The sequence below is a fragment of the Nocardioides euryhalodurans genome (assembly GCF_004564375.1).
In the GTDB taxonomy this organism is placed as follows: domain Bacteria; phylum Actinomycetota; class Actinomycetes; order Propionibacteriales; family Nocardioidaceae; genus Nocardioides; species Nocardioides euryhalodurans.
In genome coordinates this window covers 577501-597349 of record NZ_CP038267.1, presented here as the reverse complement: position 1 = coordinate 597349, position 19849 = coordinate 577501, and the positions used below count along the sequence as shown (strand labels likewise).

Genomic DNA, 19849 nt, shown 5'->3' with positions numbered 1-19849 from the left:
GGCTTGACGCAGCACCAGCCCCTGGCCGCGAGCAATGCTCGGGTCAAGGAGGCACGCAGGCTCAGCCGCCGCCCGGAACGAACCGAGCGGCGGCTGTTCCTCGCCGACGGCCCGAAGGCCGTCGAGGGCGCGCTGTCCGTGCCCGGGTGCGTGGTCGAGGTCTTCGCCACCGCGGCTGCCACCGACGAGCTCGCGACCCTGCGCGCCGAGGCCGAGGCGGCCGGCGCCGTCTGGACGCCGGTCGTCGACAAGGCGCTCGCAGCGCTGAGCGAGAGCGTGACGCCTGCGGGCGTGGTCGCCGTGTGCCGCTTCCTCGACCGTCCGGCCGCCCACGTGCTCGACGGCCTCGACCTGGCCGTGCTGTGCGCCGACGTCCGTGACCCGGGCAACGCCGGCACCGTCATCCGTACGGCCGACGCCGTGGGCGCCGGCGGCGTGGTGCTGGCCGGCCACTCGGTCGACGCCTACAACGCCAAGACCGTCCGGGCCAGCGTCGGCAGCATCTTCCACCTGCCGCTGGCCGTCGCCGCGGACCCCGCCGAGGTGGTCGGGCAGGCCCGGGGCGCGGGGATGACCGTGCTGGCCGCGGACGGGGTCGGCGAGGTCGACCTGTTCGACGCCGACGAGCTCCTGCGAGGTCCCGTCGCCTGGCTGTTCGGGAACGAGGCGTGGGGCCTCCCGGCTGAGCTGGCCGCCCTCGCCGACCACCGCGTCGCCATCCCCATCCCCGGGCGCGCCGAGAGCCTCAACCTGGCCACCGCGGCCGCGGTCTGCCTGTACGCAACGGCGCGCGTGCGTGGCTAGCGGCACGGCTTAGGGTGGCGGCGTGCCCTCGCCGCCTGTGACCAGCCGCATCGACCGGTCGAGGGGACGGCTGCGCCAGCTGGCCGACGCCTATCCGGACGGCATCCTCGGCGCCACCTCGGACGGCGTGGTCACGATGCTCAACGAGCAGGCCGCGCGGATGCTGGACGTCCACGTCGACGACGCCGTCGGGGCGCCGCTGGCCGACGTGCTGCGGCTGCAGGACAACGACAGCCGGTCGTGGCTGGAGGTCAACCAGCCCTTCGCCCGCTTCTCGATCCGCCGGGGCGTGCCCGAGCAGAGCTGGCTGACGCCCAGGGGCGAGGAGGTGCTGACCACCGCCAAGCTGCTCCGCGACGAGGCGAGCGGTGAGATCAACGGCCTCGCCGTCAGCATCCGCAGCGGCCGTGGACGCGCGCGGCTCGACCGCGACCGCTCCGACCTGGTCGCCACGCTCGCCCACGAGCTGCGCTCGCCGCTGACCGGCGTGAAGGGTTTCGTGCAGGCGATGCTCAACCGCTGGGACAAGCTCAGCGACGACCAGAAGAAGCTGATGCTCACGACCGTCCACGCCGACTCCGACCGGCTGAGCAGGCTGATCACCGAGCTGCTCGACGTCGCCCGAATCGACACCGGACGGCTCTCGCTCCACCAGCGCCCCAGCGACGCCCACGTGCTCGTGGGCCGGGTCGTGGAGTCGGTGCGCGCCGGGACCGCCCGCCCGATCGAGCTCGACGCGGCCCCGGACCTGCCGCCGGTGGCGGCCGACCCCGACAAGTTCACCCAGGTGGTCACCAACCTCGTCGAGAACGCGGTCCGCCACGGCTCGGGGACGGTGTCGGTCACCCTCGAGCCGCTCGGCCCGGACGCCGACCACGACGGCGTACGCCTGGTCGTCGAGGACGAGGGCGGGGGGATCCCGGAGGAGATGCGGCGCCGGGTCTTCACCAAGTTCTGGACCAGCGGGGTCCGCGGCGGGTCCGGTCTCGGCATGTACCTCGTCAACGGCCTGACCCGGGCCCACGGCGGCAGCGTCACGATCGGCGACGCCGACGGCGGGGGAGCGCGGGTGGTCGTGGACTGGCCGGCCGCGCAGGCGCCGGGCTGACCCAGGGCGAGCGCGGTCGGTGGGTCGTGCCAACCGGGGCCTCGTGCCCGCAGCAACCGTGACGAACCCGGAGACTCGCGGACGAGGCTCGGTCCGGGCGTCACGGTCAGCGGGTCACCGGCGGGGCGTCCGGTCGCCCGGGTACGTGGTAGAGCCGGCCCTCGCGTGACTTGACGGTCGCGACCAGCACGAAGCTCATCGACACCAGCAGTGCCCACGACCCGATCTTGGAGGTGTGCACCGCCTCCCACACCTCGACCTGGCCAGGGTAGGTCCAGGCGCCGAGGAAGGTGGCGACGTTCTCCGCCAGCCAGAGGAACAGCCCGATGAGCAGGAACGCGAGCGGCAACGGCATGCGGTAGCGCGCGTCCCCGACCGTGTAGTGCACCCGGCAGCGGCGCAGCACCAGCAGCATGGCGGCGGCGAGCACCAGCCGCAGGTCCCACCAGTAGTGGTGGGTGAAGAAGTTGGCGTAGATGCCGACGGCGACCACGGTGGTCGGCACCGGCGCGTAGTGCGACACCCGCAGGTCCAGGTTGCGCCAGGCCTGGCAGATGTAGGACCCGACGGCGGCGTACATGAAGCCGGAGAAGAGCGGGACGCCGGCGACGACGAGGACGCCGTCCCCCGGGTAGGACCACGAGCCCTGGCTGACCTTGAAGACCTCCAGCCCCAGGCCGAGCAGGTGGAAGGCCAGGATGACGAGGACCTCGCGCCAGGACTCCAGTCCGAGCGCCCAGAAGCCGAGCGTCAGAGCGACGCACCAGACCAGCAGGAAGTCGTAGTCGGCGACCGGCAGCGGCACGAGCCAGGCGATCGCGAGCCCCGTGAACACGCCGGCCGCGAAGACGCACGATCGCGCCTCGAGCCACGCGAACCGCAGCAGCTGCTCGGTGAACCGGGTGGCCGACATCCGGCGGAGCGTAGCCCGGCACGACATCCGGTTCGTGCCGGGGCGCCGTCGCTTCCTAGACTGCCACCCATGTCCGGACCCAACACCGACTACGACCCCGTGCAGGTCACGCCGCTGGACGAGGAGAACGTCGTCGCGATGCGCGACGCGGCCCTCGCCGCGATCGAGGCCGCCGGGGACCTCGCAGCGCTCAAGCAGGTACGCCTCGAGCACGCAGGGGACCGGTCGCCGCTCGCGCTGGCCAACCGCGAGATCGGCGCGCTGCCCCCGCAGGGACGCAAGGAGGCAGGGCAGCGGGTCGGTCAGGCGCGGGGAGCGGTCAACCAGGCGCTGGCCGCCCGGACCGCGGCGCTGGAGGCCGAGCACGAGGAGCGGATGCTGGTCGAGGAGGCCGTCGACGTGACGCTGCCGGTCGACCGGGCGCCCCGCGGCTCGCGGCACCCGCTGACCACCGGCGCCGAGCTGATCGAGGACATCTTCGTCGCCATGGGCTGGGAGGTCGCGGAGGGTCCGGTCGTCGAGGCCGAGTGGCTCAACTTCGACGCCCTCAACCTCGGCGCCGACCACCCCGCCCGCACCATGCAGGACACCTTCTGGGCCGAGCCGGCCGACCACCACCTCGTGCTGCGCACCCACACCTCACCGGTGCAGGCGCGCACCATGCTCACCCAGGCTCCGCCGATCTACGTGGTCTGCCCGGGCCGCGTGTTCCGGACCGACGAGTACGACGCGACCCACAGCCCGATGTTCCACCAGGTCGAGGGACTCGTCGTCGACGAGGGCATCACCATGGCCCACCTCAAGGGATCGCTCGACCACTTCGCCGGGCGGATGTTCGGCGAGGGCATCGCGACCCGGTTCCGGCCGTCGTACTTCCCCTTCACCGAGCCGTCCGCCGAGGTCGACCTGCGCTGCTTCGTGTGCCGGGGCGTCGACTCCGCGGCGTGCCGCACCTGCAAGGGGGAGGGCTGGATCGAGTGGGGCGGCTGCGGCGTCGTGAACCCCCGCGTCCTGACCGCCTGCGGCATCGACAGCGAGCGCTACACCGGCTTCGCCTTCGGGATGGGCATCGACCGGACGCTGATGTTCCGCACCGGTGCCGCCGACCTGCGCGACTTCTTCGAGGGCGACGTCCGCTTCTCGTCCTCCTTCGGAACGGAGATCTGACCCCGTGCGTGCCCCCGTGTCGTGGATCCGCGACTACGTCGACCTGCCCGACGACCTCGACCCTGCGACGCTGGCCGACGCGCTCACCGACCTCGGCCTCAAGCTCGAGTCGCTGGAGCGACCCGGAGAGGCGATCACCGGCCCGCTGGTGGTGGGCCGCGTGCTCACGATGGAGCCGGAGCCGCAGAAGAACGGCAAGACCATCAACTGGTGCACCGTCGACGTTGCGGACGCCAACGGCACCGGAGAGCCGCAGGGCATCGTGTGCGGCGCCCACAACTTCGCCCCCGGCGACCTCGTCGTCGTCGTGCTGCCCGGTGGGGTGCTGCCGGGCGGCTTCGAGATCTCCGCGCGCAGGACCTACGGGCACGTCTCGGCGGGCATGATCTGCTCCGCCGCCGAGCTCGGGCTCGGCGAGGACCACGACGGCATCATCGTGCTGCCCGCCGACGCCGGGAAGCCCGGAGACGACGCACGGCCGGTGCTCGGGCTCGACGACACGGTCCTCGAGTTCGAGATCAACCCCGACCGCGCCTACGCGCTGTCGCTGCGGGGCGTCGCGCGCGAGGCCGCGCTGGCCTGCGACGCGACCTTCCACGACCCGGTGCTGCGGGAGGTCCCCCCGGCCGACGCTGCCGGCCACCCGGTCCACGTCGAGGACCCCACCGGCTGCCCGGTCTTCGTCGCACGCACCGTCTCGGGCTTCGACGCCGCCGCGCCCACGCCCGACTGGCTGGCCCGGCGGATCCAGCAGGCAGGCATGCGTCCCATCTCGCTGGCCGTCGACGTCACCAACTACGTGATGCTCGAGACCGGTCGCCCGATCCACGGCTACGACGCCGACAAGGTCCGCGGCGCCATCGGCGTACGCCGGGCCCGTGACGGCGAGCGCCTGACCACCCTGGACGGCGCCGACAGGGCGCTGTCGGTCGAGGACCTCGTCGTCACCGACGACTCCGGGATCATCGGGCTGGGCGGCGTCATGGGCGGCGAGGACACCGAGATGTCCTCGACCACCAGCCGGGTCCTGGTCGAGGCCGCCCACTGGGACGCGGTCTCGATGTTCCGCACGGGCCGCCGCCACAAGATCACCTCCGAGGCCGGCAAGCGCAACGAGCGCGGGGTCGACCCGACGATCTGCGAGGCGGCCGCCGACCGCGTGGTCGAGCTGCTGACGACGTACGGCGGAGGCTCGGCCGATCCGGGGGTGACCGTGGTCGGCGAGCCACCGGAGCGGACCCGGATCACGATCCCGTCCGACCTGCCTGCCCGGATCACGGGCATCGACATCGACGCCGACACCGTCGTGGCCGACCTGCGCGCGGTGGGATGCGACGTCATCGAGGACGGTGAGTGGGTGACCGCGACGGTCCCGCCGTGGCGTCCCGACCTCGGCGACCCCTACGACCTCGTCGAGGAGGTCGCCCGCATCGTCGGCTACGACAAGGTCCCGTCGGTGCTGCCCCCGGCCCCCTCCGGACGCGGACTGACCCGTCGCCAGAAGCTGCGCCGCCGGGTGGGCCGCACCCTGGCCGGTGCGGGGCTGGTCGAGGTCGTCAGCTTCCCGTTCGTGGGCGTGCCCGAGCTCGACGCCCTCGGGCTCCCGGAGGACGACGAGCGCCGCACGCTGCTGCGGCTCGCCAACCCGCTCTCGGCCGAGAAGCCGGCCATGACCACGACCCTGCTGCCCGGGCTGCTCGAGGCCGTGGCCCGCAACACGGGGCGCGGCACGAGCGACCTGGCGCTCTTCGAGCTGGCGACCGTCACGCTGCCGCACACCGGGGGCGGCACCACGATCCTGCCCGTCGACCGGCGCCCCACCGACGGGGAGCTGGACGACCTGGTCAAGGCCGTCCCGGACCAGCCCCTCCACCTGGGCGTGGTCGCGGCCGGCGAGCGGGTCCCGTCGGGCTGGTGGGGGGCCGGCCGTGCCGTCGCGTGGTCCGACGCGATCTCCGTGGTACTGGAGGTCGCTGCGTCGGTCGGCGTCGCGGTGGACGTCCGCGCCGCTGCCCGCGCTCCCTGGCACCCCGGTCGCTGCGCGGAGGTCGTGGCCGGCGACGCCGTGCTCGGCTGGGCCGGCGAGCTGCACCCGCGGGTCTGCACCGCGTACGGCGTCCCGGCCCGGACCGTCGCGGCCGAGATCGACCTCGAGCGGCTGCTCGCGCTGGCCCCGGAGGAGACCCGGGCGCCGTCGTTCTCCGACTACCCCGTGGCCAAGGAGGACGTGGCCCTCGTGGTCGACGAGTCCGTCCCGGCCGCGGCGGTCGAGGCCGCGCTGCGCGAGGGGGCCGGTGAGCTGCTGGAGTCCGTACGGCTCTTCGACGTCTACACCGGCGACCAGGTCGGCGGGGGCCGGAAGTCGCTGGCCTTCGCCCTGCGCTTCCGTGCCGCCGACCGCACCCTCAAGGAGGGCGAGGCCGCGGCTGCCCGGGACGCCGCGGTGGCTCTGGCCGCCGAGCGCTGCGGGGCTGTCCAGCGCACCTGACCCGGCTCAGCCGCCGTCGGGTGGGAGCATCCGGCGGACGACCCGGACGAGCCGGGTCGGTGGCGGGGCCCAGGGCTCGCGGTCCCGCGGGTCCCAGGCGTACGTCGGGGTGCGGCCGTCGACGAGGTCGGCCAGCCCCGGGAGGCCCAGCTCGTCGGCCGACCACCGGTAGAGCTCGCCCAGGCGGGGCGTGATCACGCCCAGGTCGAGCACCCGGCCGACGGTGTGCTCGCGGGCGACGTAGCGGTCCAGCTCCTCGGGCAGCGGGTAGCTGTCCGGCAGGACGCGTGACACCGAGAGGAAGAGCCCGGTCATCGCCCGACGCGGGTCGCCGAGCCAGGGCGCCACGGGAGCGAGGCGGCCGAGCGCGAGCCGCGGGGCAGCGACCAGGGCGTGGGCGTAGAGCAGGCGGAGCAGCACCAGGTTGAGGAAGAAGCGCTCGACCCTGAGCTCCTGCTCCGCGAGGTCGCGATGCTCGAGGTAGGCCGACACGATGGTGGTGTTGTGGGCGAGGTACCACGCCCGGGAGGACGGCTCCTCGGCGAACCTGACCGACGCCTCGACGCTGGCCGACGAGGCAGGGCCGGGATGGCCGAGGACGCGCAGCCGGGCCTCGCAGGTGTCCCGCAGCAGCCGCTCGTTGACGGCGCGCCACCACGGGCTGCCGGGCTGCTCATCCTCCAGCGGAGCGAGCAGGCCACGGCGTACCTGCCAGCCCATGAAGGCCATCGCGGCCCGGCGGTAGCGCCGGTGCAGCGGGGGACCACCCGGCAACGGGTCGTAGGAGGAGGAGAGCAGCTCGAGCCGTGCCTGCGGCCGGTCGACGACCTCGGCGACCCGCTCGGCCGCGAGCGTCGCCGCAGGGCCACCGTCCATCGCGTCAGACCTCCTCGGGGAGCTCCAGCGTCTCGCAGACCCAGCGCCACGTCCGGTCGACCTGCCCGGGCGTGCTCCGCGTCTTCGACGTGAGGGCGACCGGTCGGACCCGGCGGTCGTGCCAGAGCGAGCCGCCGGCGGGCGCCGGGCGGACCGCCGAGAGCCAGACGGTGGTGTCGACGCCCTGGTGCAGGTCGCGCAGCACCGGGCTCGTGACCTTGTGGAAGGTCGGCAGCGACTCGAGCACGCCCGGCGTGTCCGCCCAGCCGGGATGGGTGGCGTAGACGTGCAGCCCGGCCCCGGACCAGCGCCGCTGCAGCACCGGCAGCAGCTCGACCTGGACGCGCTTGCTCCGGGCGTACGCGGTGGTGCCGGAGTAGTCGCCGGTGAGGTACTCCGGATCGTCGTCGCGCAGCGGCTGCGCGTACATCCCGCCGGAGGTCACCAGGACGACGCGGGTCGCCTGCCCGGCGAGGTGTGGGAGCAGCCGCTCGGTGAGCAGCACCGGTGCGAGCACGTGGAGCGCCATGCTCAGCTCGTGGCCCTGGGGAGACTCCGTGCGCGTCGCGGGCAGCGCCCCGGCGTTGTGGACGAGCGCCGCGAGCGGGAGCTCCTCGGCGGCCAGCTCGTCGGCCAGCCGCGCCACCGCCTCGAGGTCGCCGAGGTCGCAGGTCCGGAGCGTGAACACCTCGCCCAGCTCGGCCGCCAGCCCGGCCCGCACGGCCTCGCCCTTGGCGCGGTCGCGGACCACCAGCTGCACGTGGGCGCCGAGGGCGGCCAGCTCGCGGGCGGTCTGCGTGCCCAGCCCGGACGACGCGCCGGTGACGAGCACGTGGCGGCCGGCGAGCGCACCCGGCTCGGGGTCCTCCGGCCAACCCGGGAGGCGGCTCCGCACGGCGTACCCGACGCGGCTGTAGCCCGGGGCGATGGTGCGGTCGAGCGCGGTGTCGACCGCACCCGCGAGCCGCCCGGCGAGGCTCATCGGGCGGTCCGGCCGCGCAGCACGGTGCCGTCGGTGTAGGCGACCATCCGGTTGAACACCGACGTGGCGGCCCGGGCGGAGGCAGCCCGGGGCGGCGGCGCCTCCTCGAGGATCTGCAGCAGGTCCCGGGACGAGCCGGACCCGAGGGCGGCGCCGACCTCGGCCGTCAGGACGGCCGTGTCGCGCACCACCCGGCCCTCGACGGTCCACACCGCCTCGAACTGGCGGCCGGCCTCGGTGACGTCGTGCTGACCGGGCAGCTCCCAGGCGACGAGGGCGGCCGTGAGCCCGGGGCCGTCGCAGGCCACGATCCACTCGCGCAGCAGCGGGGAGTCGGGCGGCAGCGCCACCCGGGCAGGCGCCGGAGCGTCGTCGTGCGCCTCGAAGTCGGCCATCACCAGCGCCGCGCGCGCCGTCCGGGCCAGGTCGGCCCACCGGGCCGCGGACTGCCCGAAGTAGCGCTGCTTCTGGAAGGTGCCGACGAGCACGGCGCGGCTGGCCAGTGCGAGGCACTCGTCCTCGATCGCCCACGACAGGGCCAGCAGCGTGCGCTTGGTGAGGGTGTACGTCGCCAGGTCCGGGTGCCGTGCGCACAGCGAGGCGTAGACGGATCCGGAGTCGGCGGCGTTGCCGGCCCGGCGCGCCGCCTCGATCGCGTGCTCGAGGCGGACCCCCCGGTCGCGCTCGGCCAGCACCCGCTGGACGGCGCGCACGTCGTCGTCGGTGTAGCGGCGGTGACCGCTCGGCAGGCGGGTCGGCTCCGGGAAGCCGTGGCGGCTCTCCCAGGTCCGCAGCAGCTCGGGCGTGAGCCCCGTGTGGGCGGCCAGCTCGCCGATGGTGAGCAGCGTGCCGGGCGCGAGGTCGGGGGGTTGCGTGAGGATCGGAGCCGTGCGCATACTTCAACAATAACCTAGACAGGCCGTTCAGGTACGCCGAATCGGCCGGGACACGCAGGAGGCGCACGATGAGCAGCAGCACGGGCGAGACGACGAGCGGAGCCCAGCAGGTCGTCGACTGGAGCGACCTCGGCCGGGAGATGTGGTCCTTCCTGACCGGGCGCCGCGCTGCCATCAACTACGAGTTCGTGGACATGGCGGTCGAGGTTCCGCGTGACACCGGCCCCCGCGCCCCCCGCGCGGTGTGGAAGATCGACGGGACGCTGCGGATCTCGACCGAGGACGACGCCACGCGGGGCGCCGCGTGACGCGACTCCGCACCCAGGTCGCCGCGGACCTCACGTTCCGCATCGAGCTCCCCGGACGCGAGCCGGTGACCGGCGAGCTGAGCGGCAACGGGAGCGACCTGACCCTCTCGGTGAGCGACCCGGCGGCCTTCGCCGGTGGCGCGGACGCGGCGTCCCTGCGCTGGGTGGCCGACGAGCTCGCCGACGTCGGCGTACGCCTGGAGGTGACCGACCCGGCCGGCGTCGCCCTCGTGCGGATCGGGGACGTCCGCGCTCCCTGGTGGCAGCGCCCGTTCACGCGCAGCCCACACCTCCGGGTCGCCGGGGTGCGGGGGCTGCTGGCCGCGGGTCGCGGTCGGATGCGCGACGGCGCCGGCACGCTGCCGGACGCCGGGCTGGTGCCGCCACCGTCGCCGTACCCCCTCGCTCCGACCTTCCTCCGCCGGCCCGTCAAGCGGGTCACCACCACGCACGACCCGGGGCGCGGGGGGCGACCGCGCCTCGTCGAGCTGCCGTCGGCGACCGTGAGGCGCTCCGACCACCCGACCCACTGGCTGCAGCAGGAACGCACCACCATCGGGAGCGACCCGGGCTGCGACCTCGTGCTCCCCGACCTGGCGCCGCTGCACGCGGAGGTGGTCCACGACGAGCAGGACGAGTTCGTCCTCCTGGCCCACCACGTCGACGTCCGGGTCCACGGCCGGCGGGTCACCGAGCAGGTGCTCCGCACCTCGTCCAGGATCGAGCTCGGCGAGCGGCAGCTGACCTTCGTCCGGGAGGAGTACGCCGACCACGGCCGCCCCTACGGCGGCCGGATCGGTGGCGAGCTGGGTCGGCAGCGGCCGCAGCCGCCGCGACCGTCGGGCCCAGGACCCCGGGACTGGGCCGCCCCGGGCAACCCCTAGTTGATCGGCTGGTGCACGACCTGCCGGAACCGGTCGACGATCTCGAGGTTGCCGGCCAGACGGGTGTCACCGCCGTCGCCGCGGCGCCAGAGGCGGAGCAGCAGGTCCTGCGCGGTCCCGCTGATCACCGCGTCCGGCTCGGCGTCCGGGTCGTCGACGACCGAGATGTCGTCCTCGTCGTAGGACGTGCCGCTCTCCGGGTCGGTGCCGGAGAAGCGCCCAAGCCGCACCCAGACCGACTCCCCGGTGTCGGTGGTGTCGACCCGGAGCAGGTGGGGGAGCGGGCTGAAGGTCCCCCAGTCGGGGCAGCCGCCGTACATCACGTCGAGCACCTCCTCCACGCCGTCGGTGGCCAGGGCGGGGTCCAGCGGCGAGGAGACCCCGGCGGTCTGCTCGGCGTCGACCCGGTGCACGAGCGCCTCGAGCGACTGCCGCCGGTAGGTGAACCCCACGGTCTGCTCGGGGGCCCAGCTCCACGCCGCCTCTCCCGGGTCGGCCTCGCCGAGCGCGGTGACCAGCGCAGCCGCGTGCTCGTCGAAGAGCGTGAGCAGGTCGGCGTACGACGTCGGGCGGGCCGGCTCGTCGTAGCCGTCGCGGGGGCTCGCCGGCCGGTGGGCAACGACCCAGGCCCAGAACCCCTGCACCTCGCCGAGGTGCCAGAGCAGGTCGGCGGCGTCCCAGGCGGGGCACCCGGGGACGCGGGCCGCGGGATCGCAGTCGGCGAGCACGTCGCGGAAGCGTCGTGACTCGGTCTCGAGGAGGGCCAGGTAGCGGTCGAACGGGAGCCGGCTCATGCCCTCGAACCTAGTCATCGCGGAGCGACGGCGCACGTGTCCTACGGTGGTCGTGCGGCCCCGGACCCGGGTGGCATGAGGATACGCTCGTCTGTATAGTCATGCACATGTCAGTCACCGTCGCCGTCGCCGGCGCGAGCGGGTACGCCGGAGGGGAGGTGCTGCGGCTGCTGCTGGGTCACCCCGACGTGGAGATCGGTGCCCTCACGGGCGGATCGAACGCGGGGGAGACCCTCGGCGTGCTGCAGCCGCACCTCGGCCCGCTCGCCGACCGCGTCCTCGAGCCCACCACCCCCGACACCCTGGCGGGTCACGACGTCGTCGTGCTCGGCCTGCCCCACGGCCAGTCCGGACCGCTGGCCGCCCAGCTCGGTGACCAGACCGTGGTCATCGACTGCGGCGCCGACTACCGCCTCGAGGACCCGCGGCTCTGGGAGCAGTTCTACGGCGGTGACCACGCCGGCTCGTGGCCCTACGGGCTCCCCGAGCTCCCCGGCCAGCGCGAGCGGCTGCGCGGCGCGACCCGGATCGCGGTGCCCGGTTGCTACCCGACCGTCTCCACCCTCGCGACCGTCCCGGCGGTCGCGGCCGGCCTGGTCGAGCCCGACGTGGTGGTCGTGGCCGCCTCCGGCACCAGCGGCGCGGGCAAGGCCGCCAAGCCGCACCTGCTCGGCAGCGAGGTGATGGGCAACGCGAGCGCCTACGGCGTCGGTGGCGTCCACCGCCACACCCCCGAGATCATCCAGAACCTCTCCCGGGTCGTCGGCGGCGACGTCAGCGTCAGCTTCACCCCGACGCTGGTCCCGATGTCGCGCGGCATCCTCGCGACGTGCTCGGCCCCGCTGCGCGGTGGCGTCAGCGCGGCCGACGCGCGCGCGGCGTACGAGAAGGCCTACGCCGACGAGCCGTTCGTGCGGGTGCTGCCCGAGGGCCAGTGGCCGCAGACGCAGTCGGTCCTCGGCTCCAACGCCGTCCACGTCCAGGTCACCGTCGACGAGGCCGCGCGCCGGTTGGTCGCGGTCGGCGTCGTCGACAACCTCGCCAAGGGCACCGGCGGCGCAGCCGTCCAGTGCCTCAACCTCGCGCTCGGCCTCGACGAGACCACCGGGCTCACGACCGTGGGGCTGGCTCCATGAGCGTCACGACCCCCCAGGGCTTCCGCGCCGCCGGCGTCGTCGCCGGCCTGAAGAGCACCGGCGCCAAGGACGTGGCCCTCGTCGTCAACGACGGTCCCCGCCACGACTCCGCGAGCGTCTTCACGAGCAACCGGTGCAAGGCCAACCCGATCCTGTGGAGCGAGCAGGTCGTCCGGGACGGCGTCGTCCGCGCCGTCGTCCTCAACTCCGGCGGCGCCAACTGCTACACCGGTCCCGACGGGTTCCAGACCACGCACGCGGTCGCGGAGCAGGTCGCGGCCCACCTCGCGATCGGCGCCGGCGACGTGGTCGTCTGCTCGACCGGCCTGATCGGGCTCGCCAACGACCGGGCCGCCGTGCTGGCCGGCGTCGACGCGGCGTACGCCGGCCTCGACCCGGAGGGCGGTGGCGACGCGGCCGCGGCGATCATGACCACCGACTCGGTCAGCAAGCAGGTCGTCGTCGACGGCGGCGGCTGGAGCGTCGGCGGCATGGCCAAGGGCGCCGGCATGCTGGCCCCCCAGCTCGCCACGATGCTGGTCGTCCTCACGACCGACGCCGTGGTGCCGGCCGAGGACCTCGACCGGGCGCTGCGCGCCGCGACGCGGGTCAGCTTCGACCGGCTCGACTCCGACGGCTGCATGTCCACCAACGACACCGTCACCGTGATGGCCAGCGGCGCCAGCGGGATCACGCCGACGCTCGAGGACTTCACCGAGGTGCTCACCCGCGCGTGCACCGACCTGGCGATGCAGCTGCTCGCCGACGCCGAGGGTGCCGACCACGAGATCGCGATCAGCGTCCTCAACGCCGCGACCGAGGACGACGCCGTCGAGGTAGGCCGCAGCATCGCCCGCAGCAACCTCTTCAAGGCGGCCGTCTTCGGCAAGGACCCCAACTGGGGCCGCGTGCTCGCCTCGATCGGCACCACGGGGGCGGCGTTCGACCCCGCCGACCTCGACGTGGCCATGAACGGCGTCTGGGTGTGCCGGCAGTCGACCCCGTCGGCCGACCCGACGACCGTCGACCTCAGCGGCCGGGAGGTGAGCGTGACCGTCGACCTCAAGGCCGGCGACGCCCGCGCCACGATCTGGACCAACGACCTGACCCATGCCTACGTCCACGAGAACAGCGCGTACTCATCATGACCGTGAACCACGTCGGCAGGACCGACCCCCCCGACCCCGCCAAGGCCCGCACCCTCGCGGCCGCGCTGCCCTGGCTGATGGCCTACCACGGCCGGACGATCGTCGTGAAGTACGGCGGCAACGCGATGACCGACGACACCCTCAAGCGGGCGTTCGCCGAGGACATCGCCTTCCTCCGGTACGCCGGCTTCAAGCCGGTGGTCGTGCACGGCGGTGGTCCCCAGATCTCGGCCATGCTCAAACGGCTCGACATCGAGTCGGAGTTCCGCGGCGGCCTCCGGGTGACCACGCCCGAGGCGATGGACGTCGTCCGGATGGTGCTCGTCGGCCAGGTGCAGCGTGAGCTGGTCGGCCTGATCAACGAGCACGGCCACATCGCGGTCGGCCTCTCCGGTGAGGACGCCGGCCTCTTCACGGCGACCGCCGTGGGGACGGTCGTCGACGGCGAGGAGGTCGACCTCGGACTCGTCGGCGAGGTGAGCCGGGTGCGGCCCGAGGCCGTGCAGGACCTGGTGGAGGCCGGCCGGATCCCGGTGATCTCCAGCGTGGCTCCCGACGAGGACGGCACCGTCCACAACGTCAACGCCGACACCGCCGCCGCGGCCCTCGCGGTCGCGCTCGGTGCGGCCAAGCTGCTCGTCCTCACCGACGTCGAGGGCCTGTACCGCGACTGGCCCGACAGCGACGACGTGATCCAGGAGATCAGCCCGGAGGCGCTGGCCGAGCTGATGCCCTCCCTCGCCTCGGGGATGGTCCCCAAGATGGGGGCGTGCCTCAAGGCCGTGCAGGAAGGGGTCCCGAAGGCCACGGTCGTCGACGGCCGCAAGCCGCACGCGGTGCTGCTCGAGATCTTCACCGACGAGGGTGTCGGCACCCAGGTGCTGCCCGGGGTCGAGACCAAGATCAGGACCGCCCACGAGTCACCGGGAGGATCGTCGTGACCACGACCTGGCAGGAGCGCTACGCCGCCTCGCTCATGAACGCCTTCGGACCGCCCAAGCTGATGCTGGTGCGCGGCGAGGGCAGCCACGTCTGGGACTCCGACGGCAACGAGTACGTCGACCTCCTCGGTGGCATCGCCGTCAACGCGCTCGGCCACGCCCACCCGGCGCTGGTCGACGCGGTGTCCGACCAGCTCCGGACGCTCGGACACGTCTCGAACTTCTTCACCAGCGAGCCGCAGGTCCGGCTGGCGGAGCGGCTGCTCGCCCTGCTGGGCGGCACCGGCGGGAAGGTCTTCCTCGCCAACTCGGGCTCGGAGGCCAACGAGGCAGCCCTCAAGCTCACCCGGCGCACCGGTCGCACGAAGCTGGTCGCGGCCGAGGGCGCCTTCCACGGCCGCACCATGGGCGCGCTCGCACTGACCGCCAAGGCCGCCTACCGCGAGCCGTTCGAGCCGCTGCCCGGCGACGTCACCTGGGTGCCCTACGGCGATGTGGAGGCCCTCCGCACGGCCGTCGACGACGAGACCGCGGCCGTCGTGCTCGAGCCGATCCAGGGCGAGGCCGGCGTGGTGCTGCCGCCCGACGGCTACCTCGTGGCGGCACGGGAGATCACCCGCGACCAGGGCGCCCTGCTCTGGGTCGACGAGGTCCAGACGGGGATCGGCCGGACCGGCCACTGGTTCGCCCACGACCCTGACTGCGAGCCCGACGTGGTGACGCTCGCCAAGGGGCTGGGCGGTGGGGTCCCGATCGGGGCGTGCGTGGGGCTCGGCGCGGCCGGCGAGCTCTTCCAGCCCGGCAACCACGGGACGACCTTCGGCGGCAACCCGGTCGCCTGCGCGGCCGCGCTCGCCGTGCTCGAGACGATCGAGGCCGACCAGCTGCTCCAGCACGCGGCCGCGGTCGGGACGCAGCTGCGCGAGGGCCTGGCCGCCGACCCGCGCGTGACCGACGTACGCGGGAAGGGGCTGCTGGTCGGCCTGACCCTGGCCGGCGATCACGCCGCCGCGGTCGTCGGGGCCGCCCAGGACGCGGGCTTCATCGTCAACATGCCCGGCCCCGACCTGATCCGGCTGGCGCCTCCGCTGGTGCTGGCAGCGGACGACGCCGCCGCGTTCCTGGCTGCCTGGCCCGGTATCCTCGACACCGCGTTCGGGGAGGGCTCGTGAACCGTCACTTCCTGCGCGACGACGACCTGTCCCCGGCCGAGCAGGCCGAGGTGCTGGCGCTGGCCGCGGACATGAAGCGGGCACCCTACGACCACCGGCCGCTCGCGGGTCCGCTCACGGTCGCGACGATCTACGACAAGCCGACGCTGCGCACCCAGGCGTCGTTCTCCTCCGGGATCGCCGAGCTCGGCGGCCACTCGATGCTGGTCGACGGGCGGCTGGCCGGGATCGGCGAGCGCGAGTCGGTCGCCGACGTCGCCCGGGTGCTGGGCCGGCAGGCCGCGGCGATCGTGTGGCGGACCTTCGCCCAGGCGGCGATCGAGGACCTGGCACGCCACGCCGGCGTCCCGGTCGTCAACGCGCTGACCGACGACTTCCACCCCTGCCAGCTGTTGGCCGACCTGCTCACGCTGCAGGAGCACACCGGCGCGCTGGCCGGCCGCACGGTCGGCTTCGTCGGCGACGGAGCCTGCAACATGGGCAACTCCTGGGTGCTGGCCGGCGCCACCGCCGGCATGCACGTCCGGATCGGCGCTCCGACCGGCTACGAGCCGGACGCCACCGTCGTCGAGCGCGCCCGCGAGGTCGCGGCCGGCACCGGCGGCTCGGTGACGCTGACCGCCGACGCCCGCGAGGCCGTCGCCGACGCCGACGCGGTGGTGACCGACACCTGGGTGTCGATGGGCAAGGAGGAGGAGGCCGCGGCTCGGACCGAGGTGTTCTCGCCGTACGCCGTCACCACCGAGCTGTTCGCCCACGCGGCGCCCGACGCGATCCTCCTCCACTGCCTGCCGGCCTACCGGGGCAAGGAGGTCGCCGCCGAGGTCATCGACGGCCCCCGCAGCCTGGTCTGGGACGAGGCCGAGAACCGCCGCCACGCCCAGAAGGCCGTGCTGACGTGGTTGCTCGAGCGAGAGGGGAGCGGTCATGAGTGACGCCGCCCTCCGCCCCACCACCAAGAACGCCCGTCACCAGCGGATCGTGGAGCTGGTGACCACCCGCGAGGTCCGTTCCCAGACCGAGCTGGCCGACCAGCTCGCCGACAGCGGTCTCCACGTCACGCAGGCGACCCTCAGCCGCGACCTCGTCGAGCTGCAGGCGGTCAAGGTGCGCGGCGCGTCCGGCGCCCTGGTCTACGCCGTCCCGGGCGAGGGCGGTGACCGACGACCCTCGGCGCCCGGTGCGAGCGCCGCCAGCACCCAGCGCCTGGCCCGGCTGTGCAACGAGCTGCTCGTGAGCGCCGAGGCCACCGGCAACCTGGTGGTGCTGCGGACCCCACCGGGTGCCGCCCAGTTCCTGGCCAGCGCGTTCGACAAGAGCGAGCTCCCCGAGGTCCTCGGCACGATCGCCGGCGACGACACGCTCCTCGTGATCGGCCGCGACCCGGCGGGGGGAGCAGCGCTCGCGCGGCGCTTCCTCTCCCTGGCCAACGACCACCCGCCTGCCGGCTGACGCGGCAGCACCCCCGAACCCCGAAGGAATCCACTGTGAGCAAGGTCCTCACCTCCCTCCCCACCGGCCAGCGGGTCGGCATCGCGTTCTCCGGCGGCCTCGACACCTCGGTGGCGGTCGCCTGGATGCGGGAGAAGGGGGCGATCCCGTGCACCTACACCGCCGACATCGGCCAGTACGACGAGTCCGACATCGAGGGGGTCCCCGGTCGTGCGCTCGAGTACGGCGCCGAGCTGGCACGGTCGGTGGACTGCAAGCCCGAGCTCGTGCAGGAGGGTCTCGCCGCGCTGGCGTGCGGGGCCTTCCACATCCGCTCGGCCGGCCGCGCGTACTTCAACACCACGCCGATCGGGCGCGCCGTCACCGGCACCATGCTGGTGCGGGCGATGCACGAGGACGGCGTCAACATCTGGGGCGACGGCTCGACCTTCAAGGGCAACGACATCGAGCGGTTCTACCGCTACGGCCTGCTCGCCAACCCCGACCTGCGGATCTACAAGCCGTGGCTCGACGCCGACTTCGTCCACGAGCTGGGCGGCCGGACCGAGATGAGCCAGTGGCTCACCGAGCGCGACCTTCCCTACCGCGACAGCGAGGAGAAGGCGTACTCCACCGACGCCAACATCTGGGGCGCCACCCACGAGGCGAAGACGCTCGAGCGGCTCGACGCCTCGCTCGAGGTGGTCGAGCCGATCATGGGCGTGCGCTTCTGGGACCCGGCGGTCCACATCGAGACCGAGGACGTCCGGATCCGCTTCGACCGCGGTCGCCCCGTCGCGATCAACGGCCAGTCCTACGACCCCGTCGCCCTGGTCCACCAGGCCAACCTCATCGGTGGCCGGCACGGGCTCGGCATGTCCGACCAGATCGAGAACCGGATCATCGAGGCGAAGTCGCGCGGCGTCTACGAGGCGCCGGGCATGGCACTGCTGTGGATCGCCTACGAGCGGTTGCTCAACGCGATCCACAACGAGGACACGATCGCCACCTACCACCAGCAGGGCCGGCGGCTCGGCCAGATGCTCTACGAGGGCCGCTGGCTCGACCCGCAGGCGCTGATGCTGCGGGAGTCGATCCAGCGGTGGATCGCCTCGGTCGTGACCGGCGAGGTCACCCTCCGGCTGCGTCGCGGCGAGGACTACACCGTGCTGCGCACCGACGGCCCGGCGTTCTCCTACCACCCCGACAAGCTGTCGATGGAGCGCACCGCCAACGCGGCCTTCGGTCCGACGGACCGGATCGGCCAGCTGACGATGCGCAACCTGGACATCGCCGACTCACGGGCGAAGCTCGAGCTGTACGCCGAGCAGCCGCTCGACCAGGGCCAGGTGCTCGTCGAGCACGGGGTGCTGCTGGGCGAGCTCCCGGCCGGCGGCGCCGCGCGGATCGCGCAGCGGCCCGAGGCCGAGGGCGACCCGGACGACCGCGCGCTCGACGACGCCGCGATGGAGTTCGGGACCGACTGATGGCCGAGCACGAGGGCACCAACCAAGGGATGCTGTGGGGTGGCCGGTTCGCCGGCGGCCCCTCGCCCGAGCTGGAGGCGCTGTCCCGGTCGACGCACTTCGACTGGCGGCTGACGCCGTACGACCTGGCCGGCTCGCGCGCCCACGCCAACGCGCTCCACGCTGCCGGGCTGCTGAGCGAGGAGGACCACGCCGAGCTGCTCCGCGGCCTGGGGGCGCTGGGGGAGCGCCATGCCGCGGGCGAGCTGCAGCCGGCTCCCGGCGACGAGGACGTCCACGGCGCCCTGGAGCGACTGCTGCTCGAGGAGGTCGGCACCGACGTGGGGGGCCGGCTCCGCGCGGGGCGCTCCCGCAACGACCAGGTCGCCACGCTCTTCCGGGCCCTCCTCCTCGACCACGCCCGGACGGTTGCGGCCCTGGTCCTCGACCTGGCCGAGGCGCTGGCCCAGCAGGCACGGGCGCACCTCGACGTGATCATGCCGGGACGGACCCACCTCCAGCACGCCCAGCCGGTGCTGCTCGCCCACCACCTGCTGGCCCACGCCTGGCCGCTCGTGCGGGACGTGCAGCGGCTCGACGAGTGGGCTCGCCGTACGGCTGCCGAGTCGCCGTACGGCTCGGGTGCGCTGGCCGGGTCCAGCCTCGGCCTCGATCCCGAGGCCGTGGCCCGCGAGCTGGGGTTCGCCAGGTCTGCTGCCAACTCCATCGACGGCACCGCGTCCCGTGACTTCGTCGCCGAGTTCGCCTACGTCACCGCGCAGATCGGGATCGACGTGAGCAGGCTGGCGGAGGAGGTCATCCTCTGGGCCACCCGGGAGTTCGACTTCGTCGAGCTCCACGACTCCTGGTCGACCGGGTCGAGCATCATGCCGCAGAAGAAGAACCCCGACATCGCGGAGCTCGCACGGGGCAAGGCGGGCCGCCTGGTCGGCAACCTCGCGGGCGTGATGACCACGCTCAAGGCACTGCCGCTGGCCTACAACCGGGACCTGCAGGAGGACAAGGAGCCGGTCCTCGACTCCGTCGACACCCTCGAGGTGCTGCTGCCCGCGGTCACCGGCATGGTGGCGACCCTCCGGTTCAACGCAGCCCGGATGGCAGAGCTCGCTCCCCAGGGCTTCTCGCTCGCGACCGACGTCGCCGAGTGGCTGGTCCGCGAGGGCGTGCCGTTCCGCGTCGCCCACGAGGTGGCCGGCAGCTGCGTGCGTCGCTGCGAGGAGCTGGGGGTGGAGCTGGGAGACCTCACCGACGAGCAGTTCTCGGAGATCTCACCCGACCTCACGCCGGCCGTTCGCGAGGTGCTGAGCGCCGAGG

19 protein-coding genes (1 of these 19 cut by a window edge) are annotated in these 19849 nt (G+C 73.6%); 14 read left to right on the top strand and 5 right to left on the bottom strand.

Annotation, left to right across the window (positions count from 1 at the left end; all coding sequences use genetic code 11):
- Positions 1-3: 3 nt before the first annotated feature.
- Complete coding sequence (locus EXE57_RS02790) at positions 4-804, top strand: TrmH family RNA methyltransferase (RefSeq protein WP_135073804.1); 801 nt, start codon at positions 4-6, stop codon at positions 802-804.
- Between the two features lie 22 nt (positions 805-826).
- Positions 827-1912, top strand: coding sequence for a sensor histidine kinase (locus EXE57_RS02785; RefSeq protein WP_244246964.1), 1086 nt, complete (start codon positions 827-829; stop codon positions 1910-1912).
- A 106-nt stretch (positions 1913-2018) separates the two neighbouring features.
- Here the strand turns inward: EXE57_RS02785 and EXE57_RS02780 are convergent, their stop codons facing one another.
- Positions 2019-2825 carry a DUF817 domain-containing protein gene (locus EXE57_RS02780; protein WP_135073802.1) on the bottom strand — a complete coding sequence of 269 codons (807 nt, stop codon included), beginning with the start codon at positions 2823-2825 and terminating at the stop codon, positions 2019-2021.
- A gap of 69 nt (positions 2826-2894) precedes the next feature.
- On the opposite strand from EXE57_RS02780, the gene pheS reads away from it, so the two are divergent.
- Together pheS and pheT are read left to right on the top strand one after the other, a co-directional pair.
- Positions 2895-3992 carry a phenylalanine--tRNA ligase subunit alpha gene (pheS, locus tag EXE57_RS02775; protein WP_135073800.1) on the top strand — a complete coding sequence of 366 codons (1098 nt, stop codon included), beginning with the start codon at positions 2895-2897 and terminating at the stop codon, positions 3990-3992.
- Positions 3993-3996: 4 nt separating this feature from the next.
- Positions 3997-6480, top strand: a complete 2484-nt coding sequence (pheT, locus tag EXE57_RS02770; protein ID WP_135073798.1) for a phenylalanine--tRNA ligase subunit beta — start codon at positions 3997-3999, stop codon at positions 6478-6480.
- Positions 6481-6486: 6 nt separating this feature from the next.
- On the opposite strand, the gene EXE57_RS02765 is transcribed toward pheT, so the two are convergent.
- The 3 genes from EXE57_RS02765 to EXE57_RS02755 are packed head-to-tail and all read right to left on the bottom strand — an operon-like array spanning position 6487 to position 9234.
- The gene (locus EXE57_RS02765) at positions 6487-7356 is read right to left on the bottom strand and encodes a hypothetical protein (RefSeq protein ID WP_135073796.1); all 870 of its coding nucleotides are present in this window, start codon (positions 7354-7356) and stop codon (positions 6487-6489) included.
- A gap of 4 nt (positions 7357-7360) precedes the next feature.
- Positions 7361-8338, bottom strand: coding sequence for an SDR family NAD(P)-dependent oxidoreductase (locus EXE57_RS02760; protein WP_135073794.1), 978 nt, complete (start codon positions 8336-8338; stop codon positions 7361-7363).
- Positions 8335-9234, bottom strand: a complete 900-nt coding sequence (locus tag EXE57_RS02755) for a DICT sensory domain-containing protein (RefSeq protein WP_135073791.1) — start codon at positions 9232-9234, stop codon at positions 8335-8337. Before EXE57_RS02755 ends, EXE57_RS02760 begins: the two co-directional genes overlap by 4 nt.
- Before the next feature lie 68 nt (positions 9235-9302).
- Here EXE57_RS02755 and EXE57_RS02750 point away from each other — a divergent pair, with 68 nt between their 5' ends.
- Together EXE57_RS02750 and EXE57_RS02745 are read left to right on the top strand one after the other, a co-directional pair.
- Entirely contained in the window at positions 9303-9542 is a 240-nt protein-coding gene (locus EXE57_RS02750; RefSeq protein ID WP_135073789.1) for a hypothetical protein, read from the top strand.
- Positions 9539-10426: an FHA domain-containing protein gene (locus tag EXE57_RS02745; protein WP_135073787.1), complete on the top strand. Its 888-nt coding sequence runs from the start codon at positions 9539-9541 to the stop codon at positions 10424-10426. The genes EXE57_RS02750 and EXE57_RS02745 overlap by 4 nt, the downstream gene beginning before the upstream one ends.
- On the opposite strand, the gene EXE57_RS02740 is transcribed toward EXE57_RS02745, so the two are convergent.
- A complete protein-coding gene (locus tag EXE57_RS02740) occupies positions 10423-11220 on the bottom strand; it encodes a maleylpyruvate isomerase family mycothiol-dependent enzyme (RefSeq protein ID WP_135073785.1) in 798 nt (265 codons plus the stop codon). The two genes, EXE57_RS02745 and EXE57_RS02740, sit on opposite strands and share 4 nt — an antisense overlap.
- A 101-nt stretch (positions 11221-11321) precedes the next feature.
- Here EXE57_RS02740 and argC point away from each other — a divergent pair, with 101 nt between their 5' ends.
- The 8 genes in view from argC to argH are tightly spaced (at most 35 nt apart) and all read left to right on the top strand, a layout consistent with a single transcriptional unit that may run on beyond the window.
- Positions 11322-12356 carry an N-acetyl-gamma-glutamyl-phosphate reductase gene (gene argC / locus EXE57_RS02735; RefSeq protein WP_244246963.1) on the top strand — a complete coding sequence of 345 codons (1035 nt, stop codon included), beginning with the start codon at positions 11322-11324 and terminating at the stop codon, positions 12354-12356.
- Positions 12353-13504: a bifunctional glutamate N-acetyltransferase/amino-acid acetyltransferase ArgJ gene (gene argJ, locus EXE57_RS02730; RefSeq protein ID WP_135073781.1), complete on the top strand. Its 1152-nt coding sequence runs from the start codon at positions 12353-12355 to the stop codon at positions 13502-13504. The genes argC and argJ overlap by 4 nt, the downstream gene beginning before the upstream one ends.
- Complete coding sequence (gene argB, locus EXE57_RS02725; RefSeq protein WP_135073779.1) at positions 13501-14445, top strand: acetylglutamate kinase; 945 nt, start codon at positions 13501-13503, stop codon at positions 14443-14445. Before argJ ends, argB begins: the two co-directional genes overlap by 4 nt.
- A gap of 35 nt (positions 14446-14480) precedes the next feature.
- Positions 14481-15617: an acetylornithine transaminase gene (locus EXE57_RS02720; RefSeq protein WP_135080547.1), complete on the top strand. Its 1137-nt coding sequence runs from the start codon at positions 14481-14483 to the stop codon at positions 15615-15617.
- A complete protein-coding gene (argF, locus tag EXE57_RS02715; protein ID WP_135073777.1) occupies positions 15614-16552 on the top strand; it encodes an ornithine carbamoyltransferase in 939 nt (312 codons plus the stop codon). Before EXE57_RS02720 ends, argF begins: the two co-directional genes overlap by 4 nt.
- Positions 16545-17069 carry an arginine repressor gene (locus EXE57_RS02710; RefSeq protein WP_135073775.1) on the top strand — a complete coding sequence of 175 codons (525 nt, stop codon included), beginning with the start codon at positions 16545-16547 and terminating at the stop codon, positions 17067-17069. Before argF ends, EXE57_RS02710 begins: the two co-directional genes overlap by 8 nt.
- A gap of 35 nt (positions 17070-17104) precedes the next feature.
- Positions 17105-18535, top strand: a complete 1431-nt coding sequence (gene argG / locus EXE57_RS02705; protein WP_135073773.1) for an argininosuccinate synthase — start codon at positions 17105-17107, stop codon at positions 18533-18535.
- A protein-coding gene (gene argH / locus EXE57_RS02700) for an argininosuccinate lyase (RefSeq protein ID WP_135073770.1) crosses the window boundary here: on the top strand, positions 18535-19849 show its 5' portion. Its footprint extends 110 nt past the window's final position; 1315 of the gene's 1425 nt are visible here — the first part of the coding sequence; the start codon lies at positions 18535-18537; the stop codon falls past the right edge of the window. The genes argG and argH overlap by 1 nt, the downstream gene beginning before the upstream one ends.

What these genes read in the sequence shown, in the direction of transcription:
- EXE57_RS02710 (WP_135073775.1), top strand. Translation starts at nt 16,545, where the DNA reads ATGAGTGACGCCGCCCTCCGCCCCACCACCAAGAACGCCCGTCACCAG.
- pheS (WP_135073800.1), top strand. Translation starts at nt 2,895, where the DNA reads ATGTCCGGACCCAACACCGACTACGACCCCGTGCAGGTCACGCCGCTG.
- EXE57_RS02760 (WP_135073794.1), bottom strand. Translation starts at nt 8,338, where the DNA reads ATGAGCCTCGCCGGGCGGCTCGCGGGTGCGGTCGACACCGCGCTCGAC.
- argJ (WP_135073781.1), top strand. Translation starts at nt 12,353, where the DNA reads ATGAGCGTCACGACCCCCCAGGGCTTCCGCGCCGCCGGCGTCGTCGCC.
- EXE57_RS02765 (WP_135073796.1), bottom strand. Translation starts at nt 7,356, where the DNA reads ATGGACGGTGGCCCTGCGGCGACGCTCGCGGCCGAGCGGGTCGCCGAG.
- EXE57_RS02755 (WP_135073791.1), bottom strand. Translation starts at nt 9,234, where the DNA reads ATGCGCACGGCTCCGATCCTCACGCAACCCCCCGACCTCGCGCCCGGC.
- EXE57_RS02720 (WP_135080547.1), top strand. Translation starts at nt 14,481, where the DNA reads ATGAACGCCTTCGGACCGCCCAAGCTGATGCTGGTGCGCGGCGAGGGC.
- argB (WP_135073779.1), top strand. Translation starts at nt 13,501, where the DNA reads ATGACCGTGAACCACGTCGGCAGGACCGACCCCCCCGACCCCGCCAAG.
- EXE57_RS02780 (WP_135073802.1), bottom strand. Translation starts at nt 2,825, where the DNA reads ATGTCGGCCACCCGGTTCACCGAGCAGCTGCTGCGGTTCGCGTGGCTC.
- EXE57_RS02740 (WP_135073785.1), bottom strand. Translation starts at nt 11,220, where the DNA reads ATGAGCCGGCTCCCGTTCGACCGCTACCTGGCCCTCCTCGAGACCGAG.
- EXE57_RS02750 (WP_135073789.1), top strand. Translation starts at nt 9,303, where the DNA reads ATGAGCAGCAGCACGGGCGAGACGACGAGCGGAGCCCAGCAGGTCGTC.
- argC (WP_244246963.1), top strand. Translation starts at nt 11,322, where the DNA reads ATGCACATGTCAGTCACCGTCGCCGTCGCCGGCGCGAGCGGGTACGCC.